This window comes from Candidatus Manganitrophaceae bacterium (genome assembly GCA_016200325.1).
In the GTDB taxonomy this organism is placed as follows: domain Bacteria; phylum Nitrospirota; class Nitrospiria; order SBBL01; family Manganitrophaceae; genus Manganitrophus.
Map to the genome: position 1 here is coordinate 23,169 of JACQEZ010000007.1, position 14,350 is coordinate 37,518.

Consider the following 14,350-nt stretch of genomic DNA (forward strand, 5'->3'; position numbering starts at 1 on the left):
TTCATTCCTCCTTTATATCTTGCATCTCTTTCATCTCTTGCCGCTCCAAGGGAACGCCGACCATTCCGGAAGGGGACGGGTCTGCGAGCTCGGCGGTTCGGTACTCCTTCAGTTTGTTCCGGAGGGTCCGAATGCTGATGCCGAGGAGCCGGGCGGCATGGGTTCGGTTGCCGCCGACCCGCTCGAGGGTCTCTAGGATCAGACCCCGTTCGGCCTCCCAGACGGTGGTGGCTCGCAGCGCGGGGCGCTCCGCTTTTGGCTCGAAGGCTTCCTCGAAGAGGAGGTGATCAGGGCGGATGACCCCCTGATCGCAGAGGAGGACCGCCCGTTCGATGACATTTTCAAACTCCCGGACATTTCCCCGCCACTCCTGCCTCATCAGGTGGGAGAGCGCCTCGGGTGAGATGGAGAGGACCGCTTTCCCGTTTTTGAACGATCCTTTCTTGATGAAATGATCGGCGAGCAGGGGAATGTCGACGATCCGCTGTCTCAGCGGGGGGAGCCGGAGCGGGAAGACATTCAGCCGGTAGTAGAGGTCTTCGCGGAACCGGCCGGCCTTGACCTCTTCCCACAGCGGGCGGTTCGTGGCGGCAATGACCCGGATGTCGAGGGAGATGGGGCCTTTTCCGCCGAGCAGGTCGACCTCGCGCTCCTGTAGGACCCGGAGCAGTTTGGCCTGAAGCGAGAGGTGCATTTCGCCGACTTCATCGAGAAGCAATGTTCCGGTGTGGGCCAGCTCAAAGCGGCCCGGCTTTCTCGCCGCCGCACCGGTGAAGGCCCCTTTTTCGAATCCAAAGAGCTCGCTCTCGAGCAGCGCCTCCGGGACTGCGGCGCAGTTGATGGCGATAAAGGGACGGTGCGCCCGCGCGCTATGGCTGTGGATGAAGCGCGCCAGGAGCTCCTTTCCCGTTCCACTCTCCCCCTCGATCAATATCGAGGTTTGGCCGGCGGCGACCACTTCGGCCGTTTTAAGAAGCTTCAGCAGGCCGGGGTCCTGGGTGAGCAACGCTCTTCCTGCCGACGTCTCCGTCGGTCTCGGCTGCCATGGAGCCGCCGAAGGTTCCTGCGCCCTCAACGCCTTCCGAACGACCGTCTCGAGTGCCTCTTGTGAGAACGGTTTCACCAGGTAATCGAAGGCCCCCGACTTCATCGCCTCCACCGCAACCTCGATGGTTCCGAACGCCGACATCAAAATAATCGGAAGCGACGGCTTGAGCCTTTTGACCTCCTGAAAGAGATCCATCCCATTCATCCCCGGCATCCGGATGTCGGTCATCATCAGCGCGATCGGCTCGCGGCAGAGCGCGACCGCCTCTTCCCCCCCGGAGGCGATCAAAACAGAGTGGCCCGCCTGTCGAAGACTCTCCGCGAGGGCGAGCCGCATGGCAGGGTCATCATCCACCACCAGGATCGGTTTGGAAGGGGAGGGATCGGTCATTCGCTCTTCTCCTCAGATCGGTTTATGGGCCGGAGGGAAGGCAATTCCAATATAAAGGTCGTCCCCCGGCCGACCTCGCTCTGAACCTGAATCGATCCGCCGTGCGCCGTCACGGCATTATGGACGATCGCCAGGCCGAGACCGGTTCCGCTTTGTTTGGTGGTAAAGAAGGGATCGAAAATTCTCGGGAGGATCTCTTGGGAAATCCCGGCCCCCGTATCGGAGATCCGCATCGTCATCCCCTCCGCCGCTGCGGAATCCGAACCCGGCGCGGCCGGATCCCGGCGGGAGAGAACTTCCAGGCGGAGCTCTCCTCCCCGGGGCATCGCTTCGACCGCGTTCAAAATCAAATTCAGAAGAATCTGGCGGATCAGATCTTCATCGCACCAGAACCATTCCGGCGGAGAGTCGATCGATTCAATCCATTTGATCTGATTTTGTTGAATCAACGGAAGGGCGAAAAGGTAGGCGTCTTGGATTATCTTCCTGAACTCTGCTCTTCGAAAGTGAGGGGTCGGTGTTCGTGTGAAAAGAAGGAGGTTCGAGAGGGCATAGTCCATCGCGGAGACGGCGGTCGAGATATAACCGGCATAGTGTCGCAGCGACGGATCGGTCAGCCCTTTCTTTAAAAGAGAGGCAAAGAGCTCGATGCTTCCGAGCGGGTTTCTCAGCTCATGCGCCATTCGGGCGGCCATTTCCCCGACGGCGGCCAAGCGGTGATTCCGCTCCGCCTCTTCTCGAAGCGCTTCCCGTTGCTGGAGGCTCTCTGCCAGCGCATGGCTCTTCGCTTCGAGCTCCTGCTTCAATTGGGCCACCTGCTCTTGGAGAAGGCGATAGGCTTTCTCCAGATCGACCGACGTTTCATTGAACCGGCTGAATGCTTCTTCCAGAAGCTTAGCCTTCTTTTCTTCGATTCCCATCGACCCCGCGCTTTTGTTTTAAGGAGGCTTTTTCTTCCGCAGCCATCTGTCGCATGAGCGGATCTTTCGCGTTTTGAACGAGCTGGTCAAAGAGCGAGCTCCCGCGATCCCGCTGTCCCATCGCGTGGTAGCTCTTGGCCATCTGAAATCGGATCCAATCCTCTTTCGACGTCTCCGGATTTTCTTTCAATACGGTTTGATAAAGTTGGATCGCTTTTCCATATTCCCGGAGATGATAATAGGCCTCCCCTAAGTCGAGGGCGAGATCAGCCGACTTTGAAGGATTGCGGCTCATCCATTTTTGATAGATTGCCGCCTCTTCTCGAAAATTTCCCTTCCGTTGGTAGGCCTTGGCGAGCAAAAGAGAGATCCGTTCCTGATGGGGATGGCTCGGGTATTTAAGGAGCCATTTGTGATAGATTTCAATCGCGCGATCGGCTTTCCCCTGGCGATCGAGGGCGCCGCCGAGATCGACCAGAACGGAGAGGATCCGGGGACTTCTGGGATAACGTTTAATGAAGGCGCTCAATTTCTGCTCGGCACGGTCGTAGGCGTCCTCTTCCAGCAGACTCTTTCCGAGCAGGAAGAGGGCCTCCTCCGCCGATCGGTTGGACAAGCTGGCGGCGATGGGGGAAAAAAGCTCGATCGCCTGTGCATGAAGGCCGAGGCGGGCATGGCTGACCCCCACCTGTAAGCCGGTCGGACCGGTCAGCATCGGCGGAGTAAAATCGGCGGAGCGTGCATGAAAGAGCTCGACGATCTTAAGGTCGTCCCCTTTTTTTGCAAGCCGGCCGATCTCTTCTCCGATGGTTTTTCGATAAACGGCCGTGAGGCGGAGTTTGAAATGGGAAGCGGAGGGAAAGGCCATCAGATGCTCTTCCAGATCGAGCGCCACGGTAAACGCACCGTAGGTTCGAAACTGTTCGATGGCTTCCAGAAGGGTCTCTTGTGCGAAATCATCGAGACGGGATGCTTGTAAAACGATCCTCGCCTGGGTTTCGACCAATTCCAGCGCTTGATGAAGCCCCTCTTCGTCCAAGGCCGTTTGACAGAGGAGCGGTTTCGATGAGACCGGCGCGCCGCACGCTTGCATCGTGATCTGGCCGATCGCGGCAATCAGCTTGTCGAGGCCGCCGCTTGGGTTTGTTCCGGGCGCCGCCAGCACTTGGGTGTAGACCAGCCCTGCTTTGTCGATGACCCCTTCGCGTCGCCACGTGTCTGCAGTTCGGACAAAGGCGACCGGTGCGAGGGGATCGCGCGAGGAAAGGGTCAGCAGGTTAAAGAAGAGTTGACGCGCTTGGCCGGTCCGGCCGGTCCGATAGGCGGACTCGGCATGTTGGAATAAGACGACCGGGGTCGGCCTACTCCCCGAGAGGGCCTTTCCCTGTTCATATTTTCGATAAGCAGCCTCAAATTGGTTTTGATGAAAGAGGCTGTCTGCATGTCCCACCAGAACAAGCGTCTGGTCCTCCGGAGAAAGGGAATCAAGGTGGATCCCTTCATACGCCTCGGCCGCTTCAGTCCACTTTTTCCATCCCCGGTAGGTTTGAGCGATTCCAATTTGAGCGAGCGGGGCGAACCGGCTGTTCGGATGCCGAAGAAGAATTCTCTTGAAGCTTCCGATCGCTTCATAATTGAAACCGAGCTGTTCATACGCTTGGCCGATCCTCCAAAGGCCGCGGATCGCATTTTCCGAATCGGGATATCTCTGCTGCGCTTCATGAAACGCGGAAATGGCGCGATGAAGGTGTTTGGTCCCTCCCGTTTGTGCCCACTTCAGTTGAATGTCGCCCCGGAGAAAGGAGGCTGTTTCCGAAAGCGGGCCTTCCGATAACCGCTGTAAGAGCTGATCGGTCGCCGCGGCGGCACGCGCGAAGTTGTTGCCACGATATTCTTCCAAAATCTTTTTAAAGGGATCTTCTTCCGGCGTGGCATAGTTTTCGGGGAACAAGGGAAGTTCCCGATCCTCCGCCCGAACATTCGACTGCAAGAAAAAGACGAATGTGATCGGAATGAGGAGGTTCATTCCAAATCGTGCCGAGACCCTCGAAACCATTTTCATCGACATATTTCTACCCCAACCCGGTATAAGCAAGAAGGGTGCCGACTCTTTCGTTGATCCGGATGAAGGGATTTCGTTTCGGCGGAGAATTTTAAACGAATTCAGTGAAGGGGGAGGCACCATGGTCGTTGCCTCAAGGGAGGGTGCCGTCAACGGGTTGACAGCCGGAGTCAAGAATCGAGAAGAAGCATCATTGGTTTATATCGGGTTCCCAGCCGAGAGAGATTTTCGGGGACCCTCTGTATCGGAAGAGGGAGAATCCCAGGCAGCATCGGAGGCCCATCGCCGCTTGAGTTTTTCAACGAGCGTGGTTCTGTTCATTCTTAGCAGCTGCGCCGCCCGATTTTTGACGCCGTTCGCTTTTAGCAGCGCCTGCTGAAGGAGTTGGTTCTCAAACTCGGAGACCAGTTCGAAAAAGTTAGCGCCTTCTTCGGGGAGATCAAATTGAAACAGCAGCCGGCGTTCTTGGCCTTTCGTGAGGGTCTCGGGCAGGTCGGCCGGTTGGATGAACCCTTCCTGTTTAAGGATGACCAACCGCTCAATGAAGTTCTCGAGTTCCCGGATATTCCCCGGCCAGGGATAATCGAGCAGAAGCTTCATCGCGTCTGGAGAGACCCCTTCGATCTTGTGAGGTTTTTTATCTTTCAACCGTTGAATAAAGTGCGCAATGAGCAGGGGAATGTCCTCCTTTCTTTGTCGAAGAGAGGGCATCACGATCGGAATCACGTTCAACCGGTAGAAAAGATCCTTTCGGAAGTGGTTTTCTTCGACGGCCCGTTCCAGATCTTGGTTTGTGGCCGCGATGATCCGAACGTCGACATGGATCGTTTGGGTCCCGCCGACCCGCTCAAAAGAGCGCTCCTGCAATACCCGAAGTAATTTGACCTGTAAGGAAAGAGGGAGTTCACTGATCTCATCGAGGAAAAGCGTGCCCCCCTCTGCCAACTCGAATCGTCCCATCCGGGAAGTGACTGCGCCGGTAAAGGCCCCTTTTTCGTGACCGAAGAGCTCGCTCTCCAGGAGCGATTCGGGGATCGCCCCGCAGTTCACCGAGATCAACGGCATGTCTCGCCTTGTGCTGTTGTAATGGATGGTTTTGGCGACGATCTCTTTTCCGGTGCCGCTCTCCCCCTGGATGAGGATCGTGCTGTCGCTGTTGGAGACGCGCGAGATGAGGTCATAAATTCCATGCATCGGAGGGCTCTCGCCGATCATATTTTGAAATTGATATTTTTCGCAGATTATTTTCTTTAAGGTCAGGTTTTCCTGTTTGAGACGACCATACGCCACCCCGTTTTTGATCCCGCTTAATACAGATTCGTTGTCAAACGGCTTGGTGATGAAGTCAAACGCCCCTGATTTCATCGCCCGCACCGAAAGGGTCACCGTTCCATTGGCGGTCATTATTATGCAGACTGCCAAGGGGTCGATCCGCTTAATTTCTTTCATGACATCGATGCCGTTGACGCCGGGAAGATGATAATCGATCAGATAGAGCTGATAGGGGGACTGCTTTATTAAGGAGAGGGCTTTCAGGCCGTCGGGCGCTGTTTCGACCTGATATCCACCTCGGGCCAGCAGCTCAGAGACCAACGCTCTGACGGGAGGGTCATCTTCAATGATAAGAATCCGGACATCGCTCATGCGCGCTCGATCGAATATACACAAGAAGGCTATACCATAGTGACAACAGAAGAGAGGATAACAGACTTTTCCCTTCTGTCAACGCATCGTGCCGGATCGATGGGGTTGTCGGCAGAAAATGCCGACCGGTAGGCAAAGAGATTCCAGAGAAGGGAAGCAGGTCCCGATAAAACAGCTGATGAAACAAGGAAAATCGCAGTGGTATGCATCTTGCTCTATCCGGCTCTGATCTCAAATCATCGATCAAGTGATGGACGTCTGGAAATAAAAAATGAATGACCGATCCGATCTTTCGATAATGAATGACCTTGCCCCTATCAGAGCGCAGGACCCAAAGCCGGTGTCCAGGGCGGGAGAGAAGAGCGATCGGTTCCAAAAAGTCCTGGAGCAAGTCTCCAACCCGAGTGAGACCCCTTTAGTGGAGAAGGAGAAAGCGCCGCTGAACCTTACCGTCGGTGCGATGCTGTCCCTATCCGCGTCGGGATTCTACCCGGTCGACGGGAAAGAGGAGAAGAAGGACCCGCTCCCGGACGCGAAGGGTGAAGAGGCGTCTCCAGACCCTGTTGCAGCCGATCCAGCGCTCATGGCTGCCGCCGGATTTACCATTCCCCCGGCGACGATGATTCAGACGACCGCTGAACAGAATCCCTTGCCGAATGGACCTTCACTACCTCAACCCCCCGCGATAGCGAAGGACCTTTTGGGGATGACATTGCCGTCCCTGGGAGTTCAACCGGCTCCAAAACAGGTCAATCTTAAAGCGGTTGCCGATACTCCCGAAATGGAGCCACAAGAAGAGCGATCCGGTCCGATTGGACCGACCGATCAAAAAGTGACGGAGGCGGAAGCTCCCTCAAAACAGGTCAGCCGATCGGATTCATCTGGATCGGACCGCCCGTCGAGCGCCTCTGCACTCATTAAAGAGGAGGTTCCGCCCCTGATCTCGGGAGAGGCCCACTCTCAGAAGGCGGCGGCGCATCCCGGTTCAGCCCCTTCGGCCACGCCGGAGGGAGCTTCCCCAACCGGGTTTCATTCTTTCCTCAAAGCCGAATCGGTCCCTGCGACGGGAAAAGAAAATAACTTGCTTTCGACCTCTTCCGATACAGGTCAGGAGCGATCCGAAGGGGCCGGAACGGAAAAGAGATCGAAGGGATCGGAGAGTGTTCCGCTATTTGCGAATGAGATGACAACGAACCTTACCGCGCTTTCCCCTTCCACGGTTCACGCGAATGATCGGATCGAAAACGGCGTCCGACCGTCCGATTCGGTCCAGTCAAAAGGGACGCCCGGTCTCGCGCCCCCGGAGGGGCTGCCGGATGGAAGACAGCTTCTTCACCAAATTGCCGAGAAATGGACCTTGTCTCACGGGAAAGATGAACACTCCTTCCGACTCCGGCTGGAGCCGGAAACGCTCGGGACGCTTCAGATCGATATCTCCGTTCGGCAAGAGCGGGTTGTGGCGGAGGTAGTGACGAAGCATCCCTATGTCAAGGCGATTTTGGAAGGGAATCAGGAGTTGCTCAGGGGCACGCTCGCCGATCAGGGATTGAAGGTCGATCGATTTTCGGTCAGCCTCGGGAATCCCGGCCAGGCTTCGCTCGGCTGGGAAAATCAGCTCCGACAGCGTGGAACGGACGCTCCGTTTTATGGATCGGGGGCCTCTCTTTTTTCGGCTGAGGGGGGGGAGATCTCTGCCGACCAACGGTGGATGATCCAAGAGGCGCGAGGCGCGATCAATATCTATATATGAAGAGAGGGGATTCTCGTTATCAATCAAGGAATGAGCGACATTTTTGGGAGGAAACCGATGGCAATTAATGCAACACAGGCAACACAGACCACACCGCCGACACAATCGACGGCGGTCACACAGGCCGTCAATCAACTCGGCGCAGACACTTTCTTAAGGCTGCTGACGGCGCAATTGCAATTCCAGGATCCGCTGCAGCCGATGGACAGCACACAATTTGTCACGCAGCTCGCCCAGTTCAGCCAGGTGGAGAAGGCGGTCGACATGAACAAGAGCATTGGAACGCTCACGCAATATATGGCCTCGATCAATAATTACAGCGCGGCCGGCCTGATTGGCAAGAATGTTCAGGTGGAGGGGAGCACGATTCCGGTCAATGGAAATACATCACCGACCTTAAGCTATCAATTGGGTGGAGATGCAAAACAGGTCTTGATTCAGATCTCCGATAGGGAGGGAAATGTCGTCCGATCCCTCCGAGCGGGCGCGCAGCCAGCAGGATTACAAACCGTGACCTGGAACGGTCTCGATGACCAGGGAAATCGGCTGCCGAGCGGCGAATATACCCTTAACGTGGCTGCGGTGGACGGCAGCGGACAACCGGTCCAGGCGACGACCTATACCCACGGGCAGGTGACCGGCGTGACGTTCGAGAACAACATCGCTTATCTGATGGTGAACGGCGCGCGGGTGCCGGCGTCGGGCGTATTGCGGATCGATAACTAAGAAAAACAGGAGGTAAATGAAATGGCCATTTTAACGTCTCTTTTTTCAAGCGTCAGCGGGATCAATGCCTTCGGAACCGGCCTTTCGGTCGTCAGCAATAATATCGCGAACATGGCGACCGTCGGTTTTAAAGACAGCAGCATCGCCTTCGCCGATGTGATTGGAGGAAACTTAAGCGGGGCGTCGAGCGGATCCGAAGTAGGACATGGGGTTTCTGTGAACAGTATCCGAAGCCAGTTTACCCAGGGCTCGTTCGAGACGACCGGCAATGGCCTCGACCTGGCGCTCGATGGAGATGGATTCTTTCAATTGCAATCGCCAGCGGGTGCGGAAGCCTTCACGCGCGCCGGGCTTTTCAGTGTCAATAAAGACGGATTTATCGTAAATCCGGACGGTCTCTTTCTCCAGGGGTATCAGGCCGACCCCACCGGCAATCTCAGCGGCCAGGTGGGGAATCTTAATGTGCCCTCCACGACGTTTCCCCCGCAAGCAACCACCGCACTGGACCTGGTGGCTAATATTGATTCCCGTGCGACGGCCCCCGCTGCTTTCGACGTAAACAATCCGACGACCACTTCCAATTTCTCGACGAGCCTCAGCGTCTTCGATTCGTTGGGGAATGGCCATTTGGTCTCCGTTTATTTCAGGAAGGATGCGCCCGTGGTGCCGGCGCCGAGCGGGGGGAATACCTGGCAGTGGTTCGCGGTCGTTAATGCGAACGATTCGGCCAGCGGAACTGCACAGATCCAGGCACAGGGGACATTGACCTTCACGCCGAATGGTGAGCTTGATACGGAGGCCACCGGCGTTTCTCCCACCGGCGGTTTCGACTTTTCCGGAGGGGCGGCACAGAATCAGGCGATCAGCCTCGATTTCGGCAACAGCATCACCACGGACGGTGGAACCGGGATGGACGGCGTCACCCAATTCGGATCGACGTCGGCGGTCCTCAACCAGATACAAGATGGGTATGGCTCCGGATCGCTTCAGCGGATCTCCGTCAACAACGACGGGTTGATCACCGGTCTATTCACCAACGGGAAGAGCCGGACTCTCGGCGGGATCACGCTCGGCCGGTTCAATAATCCGCAGGGGCTGGGCAAGCTTGGCAATAATCTCTACGCCATCTCCGCCGAATCCGGCCAGCCGATCTTAGGCGCGCCGAATTCTGCCGGCATGGGAAAGATTCTTCCAAATTCACTTGAACTGTCGAACGTCGATTTGGCTGAACAGTTTGTGAAGATGATCGAATTCCAGCGGGGATTTCAGGCCAATTCTCGCGTGATCACCGTTACGGACGGAATGCTCCAGGAACTCGTCAATCTGGTCCATTAATTAATTTGACGGGAGCGTCGGGGTTCCCTCCCCGGCGCTCCCGTCAAAGAGATGACGCTCTTCTCTCCTTGTTTGACACTTCTTTAAACTTTCCCTTCCCGCTCCTCGTCTGCGAATCAATTTAAACATAAATAATGGGCTGATCCTCACGTTTAGGCGCGTCTTTCTGAGGAGAGTGCCGCTGGCATAGACATTGCTACTCATGCCGGATGGACTGATACCATAGGGGAGTGATTCCGTGGCAGAGGAAGAAAAAAAAGGTGAGCCCGAAAAAAAAGAGCCGACCCCAAAAGGAGGCTCGAAAAAGAAATTAATCCTCATCGGCGGGGCGGCCCTCGTTCTCATCTTGGCGGGGGGAGGGTTCTTTCTAATGAAGAAAGGTTCTTCTGAAACCGCGGCGGTGACGGGGGAAAAACCGGTTCCTGCGAAAGCCTCTGCCGAGCATGGCGGGGAGAAGATGGAGGAAAAAGGGACGGGGATCATTTTGGATCTCGACCCCTTCGTCGTGAATTTGGCCGATACGCCAGAGATCCGATACCTCAAGGTGACGATCAAGCTGGAGCTGTCGAAAGCGGAGTATACCCAAGTGGTCAATGACCGCACCCCTCAAATCCGGGACTCGATGCTGATTCTCCTGAGTAGCAAAGAGTATGCGGCGATCCGAACGGTCGAAGGAAAGATGGAACTGCGGGATGAGATCCTTCAACGACTCAATACGATTTTAGGCCAGAAGGTCGTCAAGACCGCTTACTTTACCGATTTTGTGGCGCAATAGCCATTACTGCAAACGGGCCGTTCCCCGGGCCGCTCTCGTGAAACGCTTATGCCGGAAAAAATCTTATCTCAGGAAGAGGTCGATGCCCTTCTCAAAGGGGTCAGCGATGGAAAGGTCAGCACCCGTCCGACCGCGGCGCCGCTGCAGGGGGTTCAATCGTATGACTTTTCCATCCGTGACCCGATTCCTCCCGGGGGGATGTCGGGCCTGGAATTCGCCCATGAGCGTTTCGCCCGTTTTTTTCAAGCCGCGCTCTCTTCTGCGGTCCGGAAAGAGATCGGGGTTCAGCCGATGCCGATTCAGGTCCTCTCCTTTGAGGCGTTTATGAAGGATATCCCGGCCCCGATCAGCCTCAGCCTGGTGAAGGTGGAGCCGCTGAAAGGCCAGGCGGTCATCCTAATGAAGGCCGAAACCCTCTATACCCTTCTCGATCTCCTCTTTGGAGGGAGCGGTCAGGGCGAGGGGAAACCCGCTGCGACGGAGTTTACGCCGATTGAGCAGCGGGTGATCCGGAGGGTGATCGGGATGATTCTCGAGGAGTTCCAAAAGGCCTGGGCGCCGCTTTTCCCGCTTAAGGCCTCATTGATCCGTTCCGAGAGCAATCCCCAATTTACCAAGGTGATGAGTCCGGCCGAGTCGGTGATCCGGATTTCTTTCAAAATGCAGATTGAAGAGCAAGCGAGAGAGATTCTGCTTGCCCTTCCTTATAACGCCATGGAGCCGGTTTTTGAAAAGCTCGTCGGCGGTTTACAGGGTGCTGCACGAGAGGTCGATCCGGAGTGGACCGCCCGTTTTCGGTCCGAGGTCACCGACTGTTGGGTTTCGATGACGGCGGAATTGGGCGCGGCCGTTTTGACGGTTCAGCAAATTACGCAGCTGGCGGTGGGAGATGTCATTGTTCTCGAGAAAAAAGTGGATGACGACTTGGAAATGAAGGTGGAAGGAAGACCGAAATTTCGAGGGCACCCCGGCGTTCATCGAGGGAAACCCGCTTTTCAGATCTCTTCACTGATTCGTTAGGGAGGTAGCGCATGGCAAATGAGGATCCCAAAGCCGGTGTCGGCGCGCCAAAGGCGGCCGGTGCTCCGGCCGCTCCGGCCAAACGCCCGGCGGCGCCCGAACCGAAGCCGGCTGCGTTTGCCCCGCTGGAGCAGAAAAAACCGGAGGCGCCGGCTGGAAACCTCGACTTCATTCTCGACATTCCGCTCGAGATCCGGGTGGAGATGGGGAGCTCAAAAATCCTCATCCGGGATTTGCTTCAGCTGGGGCAAGGCTCGGTGGTGGAGCTTGAGAAAATGGCGGGAGAGCCGATGGATCTTTACATCGGCGACAAGCTGGTCGCCAAAGGGGAGGTGGTCGTAGTGAACGACAAGTTCGGAATCCGGCTGACCGACATCGTCAGCGCGGCCGAGCGGATCAAACAACTCAGCAAAGGATAACCGTGGATCCTTTTTGGAATTTGGTCAAAGTCGGCGCGTCGCTTCTCCTCGTCCTCGGCATCATCGCCTTGACGGCCTATGCCGTCAAGCGTTTTCTCGGCGGCCGATTGGGGCTCTGGCGCACCCAGCCGCTGATTCAAGTCTTATCGACCACCTATCTCGGCCCCAAAAAGGAGATCGCCGTCATTGAGGTCGGAAAAGAATACCTGGTGGTCGGCATCACCGCCACGCAGATCTCCCTTCTCACCCGATTAGAGGGTCCTCCGCTTCCGGCGAAGCCCATTGAGACCAGAGAGGACTCCAGATCGGTATGAAAAAGACTTGGGCTTTCAGAGGCATCCTCTTTTGCAGCCTGCTCTTGATCTGCATGATCGGGCTCGCCTCCGCTGCCGATGCCCCCAACGCGGCCCCGTCCCTGACGATTAACCTCGGAAACGGCACCCCCCAGCAAATGTCGGTCGTCGTTCAGATTCTCCTCCTCTTGACGGTTCTCTCTCTGGCGCCGGCGCTCATCATGATGGTCACCTCCTTTACCCGGATCGTGATTGTCCTCTCTTTTTTAAGGCATGCTTTGGGAACACAGCAGACCCCGCCCAACCAGGTGTTGATCAGCCTTGCCCTCTTCTTAACCCTCTTTGTGATGTCGCCGGTTTGGCAGAAGGTGAACGCGGAGGCGCTTCAGCCTTACCTCGAGCAAAAGCTCACCCAGGCGGAGGCGCTCGATCGGGCGGCCGATTCGGCGCGGGGGTTTATGCTAAAGCAGGTTCGGGAGAAAGACCTCGCCCTCTTTGTCGATATGGCGAAGCTCCCTCCCCCGAAGAGCCCCTCCGAGCTTCCGATCCATGTGGTCATTCCGGCTTTCATGATCAGCGAACTGAGAACCGCCTTTCAGATCGGATTCTTACTTTTTCTCCCTTTTCTCGTCATTGACATCGTCGTCGCGAGCATTCTGATGTCGATGGGGATGATGATGCTCCCGCCGGTGATGATCTCCCTTCCGTTCAAGCTGATCCTCTTCGTCTTGGCCGACGGGTGGTATCTCATCGTTGGATCGTTGATAAAGAGTTTCGCGTAGGGCCGGTCCCGTCCTTTTTTGTCGCTCCCGATGGGGATACAGGTGATTAATAAATAAGGGGGAAGAGAGATGACGCCAGAGTTTGTGATTGAAATGGGCCAGCGGACCATCGAAACCGCGCTGCTTCTGGCGGCGCCGGCGCTCCTCTTCAGTCTGGTTGCCGGATTGATCATCAGCATTTTTCAGGCGGTGACCCAGATCAACGAGGCGACCCTCACCTTTCTCCCGAAAATCTTGGCGGTTTCGCTGGCGCTCTTGATCTTCTTCCCCTGGATGCTCTCGATCATCATCGAGTTTACGAGCCGTCTGCTGATCAATATTCCCAATTACGTCCACTGACCTTCGGGGAAGGGTTGGAGGAAGAAGCAAACCATAGGAGCCAAAGTCGGTATGTCGTGGGTGCAGCCGCTCTTTCAGTATGAGACCTCATTCGTGTTGATCCTCTTTCGGGTGGGGAGTTTCCTGGCGGCGATGCCGATGGTGGGGGGACAGAGCCTTCCCGGCCTGATCAAGGTCTCATTGGCGTTGGCCGTGTCGCTCGTTCTGGTTCCGATTATTTCGATGCCGCCCCCGCCGTCGACCCTCTCCGCCTGGATGGTCGGACTGGTGGGAGAGGTGCTGATTGGATGGGTCATCGGACTCGGCACCCAGCTGATTTTCGCCGCCGTCGATCTCGGGGGAGAAATTGCAGGTCTTCAGATGGGATTCGGCATTGCGAGCGTGATCGATCCGGCCTCCAACCAACCGGTTCCGTTGATCGAGCAGGTATATACCCTTCTGGCGGTACTCATCTTCTTTGGCGCCCGCGCCGACCACCTGATCCTTCAGGCGCTCGTTCACAGCTTCGGCCTGCTCCCCCCCATGGCTTTCGCCCCGAACGGCATCCCGCTCGGTCATTTTATTCAGCTGGCCGGGCAGATGTTCGTCGTCGGAATGAAGATTGCCATTCCGGTAACGATGGTCCTGCTGCTGGCGAATGTCGCGCTGGGAATTCTCTCGCGGGTGGTTCCGCAGATGAATGTCTGGTTGATGAGCTTTCCGGTCACGATCGGCCTCGGCCTTTTGGTGATGGGAGCGACCCTCTCGCTCTTCGTGGCCCTTCTGCAAGACCGGATGGCCGGCCTGGAGGGAACGATCGCCAGCCTGCTGATCGAGATGCGAAAGTAAAACCTTTCAGGAGTTAGAT

The 14,350-nt window shown here is 56.4% G+C and carries 14 protein-coding genes; 10 read left to right on the forward strand and 4 right to left on the reverse strand.

What is annotated here, in order from left to right; translation table 11 throughout:
- Position 1 precedes the first annotated feature (1 nt).
- The 4 genes from HY282_04495 to HY282_04510 form a co-directional block, all read right to left on the reverse strand.
- On the reverse strand, positions 2-1,438 hold the full coding sequence (locus tag HY282_04495) for a sigma-54-dependent Fis family transcriptional regulator (GenBank protein ID MBI3803001.1): 1,437 nt from the start codon (positions 1,436-1,438) through the stop codon (positions 2-4).
- Positions 1,435-2,358 (reverse strand): hypothetical protein, encoded by a 924-nt coding sequence (locus tag HY282_04500; GenBank protein ID MBI3803002.1) that lies wholly within the window; start codon positions 2,356-2,358, stop codon positions 1,435-1,437. Before HY282_04500 ends, HY282_04495 begins: the two co-directional genes overlap by 4 nt.
- Positions 2,333-4,420: a tetratricopeptide repeat protein gene (locus tag HY282_04505; GenBank protein ID MBI3803003.1), complete on the reverse strand. Its 2,088-nt coding sequence runs from the start codon at positions 4,418-4,420 to the stop codon at positions 2,333-2,335. The genes HY282_04500 and HY282_04505 overlap by 26 nt, the downstream gene beginning before the upstream one ends.
- A 198-nt stretch (positions 4,421-4,618) precedes the next feature.
- Positions 4,619-6,064, reverse strand: a complete 1,446-nt coding sequence (locus HY282_04510; GenBank protein MBI3803004.1) for a sigma-54-dependent Fis family transcriptional regulator — start codon at positions 6,062-6,064, stop codon at positions 4,619-4,621.
- Between the two features lie 340 nt (positions 6,065-6,404).
- On the opposite strand from HY282_04510, the gene HY282_04515 reads away from it, so the two are divergent.
- The 10 genes from HY282_04515 (at position 6,405) to fliR (ending at position 14,331) form a co-directional block, all read left to right on the forward strand.
- Positions 6,405-7,814 carry a flagellar hook-length control protein FliK gene (locus tag HY282_04515; GenBank protein MBI3803005.1) on the forward strand — a complete coding sequence of 470 codons (1,410 nt, stop codon included), beginning with the start codon at positions 6,405-6,407 and terminating at the stop codon, positions 7,812-7,814.
- A 57-nt stretch (positions 7,815-7,871) separates the two neighbouring features.
- On the forward strand, positions 7,872-8,540 hold the full coding sequence (locus HY282_04520; protein ID MBI3803006.1) for a flagellar hook assembly protein FlgD: 669 nt from the start codon (positions 7,872-7,874) through the stop codon (positions 8,538-8,540).
- Between the two features lie 21 nt (positions 8,541-8,561).
- On the forward strand, positions 8,562-9,875 hold the full coding sequence (locus HY282_04525) for a flagellar hook protein FlgE (protein ID MBI3803007.1): 1,314 nt from the start codon (positions 8,562-8,564) through the stop codon (positions 9,873-9,875).
- 238 nt (positions 9,876-10,113) lie between these two features.
- Complete coding sequence (locus tag HY282_04530) at positions 10,114-10,650, forward strand: flagellar basal body-associated FliL family protein (protein MBI3803008.1); 537 nt, start codon at positions 10,114-10,116, stop codon at positions 10,648-10,650.
- A gap of 48 nt (positions 10,651-10,698) precedes the next feature.
- Positions 10,699-11,670 (forward strand): flagellar motor switch protein FliM, encoded by a 972-nt coding sequence (gene fliM / locus HY282_04535; protein MBI3803009.1) that lies wholly within the window; start codon positions 10,699-10,701, stop codon positions 11,668-11,670.
- Positions 11,671-11,681: 11 nt separating this feature from the next.
- On the forward strand, positions 11,682-12,089 hold the full coding sequence (fliN, locus tag HY282_04540) for a flagellar motor switch protein FliN (protein MBI3803010.1): 408 nt from the start codon (positions 11,682-11,684) through the stop codon (positions 12,087-12,089).
- Positions 12,090-12,091: 2 nt separating this feature from the next.
- The gene (gene fliO / locus HY282_04545) at positions 12,092-12,403 is read left to right on the forward strand and encodes a flagellar biosynthetic protein FliO (GenBank protein ID MBI3803011.1); all 312 of its coding nucleotides are present in this window, start codon (positions 12,092-12,094) and stop codon (positions 12,401-12,403) included.
- The gene (gene fliP / locus HY282_04550) at positions 12,400-13,164 is read left to right on the forward strand and encodes a flagellar type III secretion system pore protein FliP (protein MBI3803012.1); all 765 of its coding nucleotides are present in this window, start codon (positions 12,400-12,402) and stop codon (positions 13,162-13,164) included. Before fliO ends, fliP begins: the two co-directional genes overlap by 4 nt.
- 69 nt (positions 13,165-13,233) lie before the next feature.
- A complete protein-coding gene (gene fliQ, locus HY282_04555; protein ID MBI3803013.1) occupies positions 13,234-13,503 on the forward strand; it encodes a flagellar biosynthesis protein FliQ in 270 nt (89 codons plus the stop codon).
- A gap of 51 nt (positions 13,504-13,554) precedes the next feature.
- Positions 13,555-14,331 (forward strand): flagellar biosynthetic protein FliR, encoded by a 777-nt coding sequence (gene fliR, locus HY282_04560; GenBank protein ID MBI3803014.1) that lies wholly within the window; start codon positions 13,555-13,557, stop codon positions 14,329-14,331.
- The last annotated feature ends 19 nt before the right edge of the window (positions 14,332-14,350 follow it).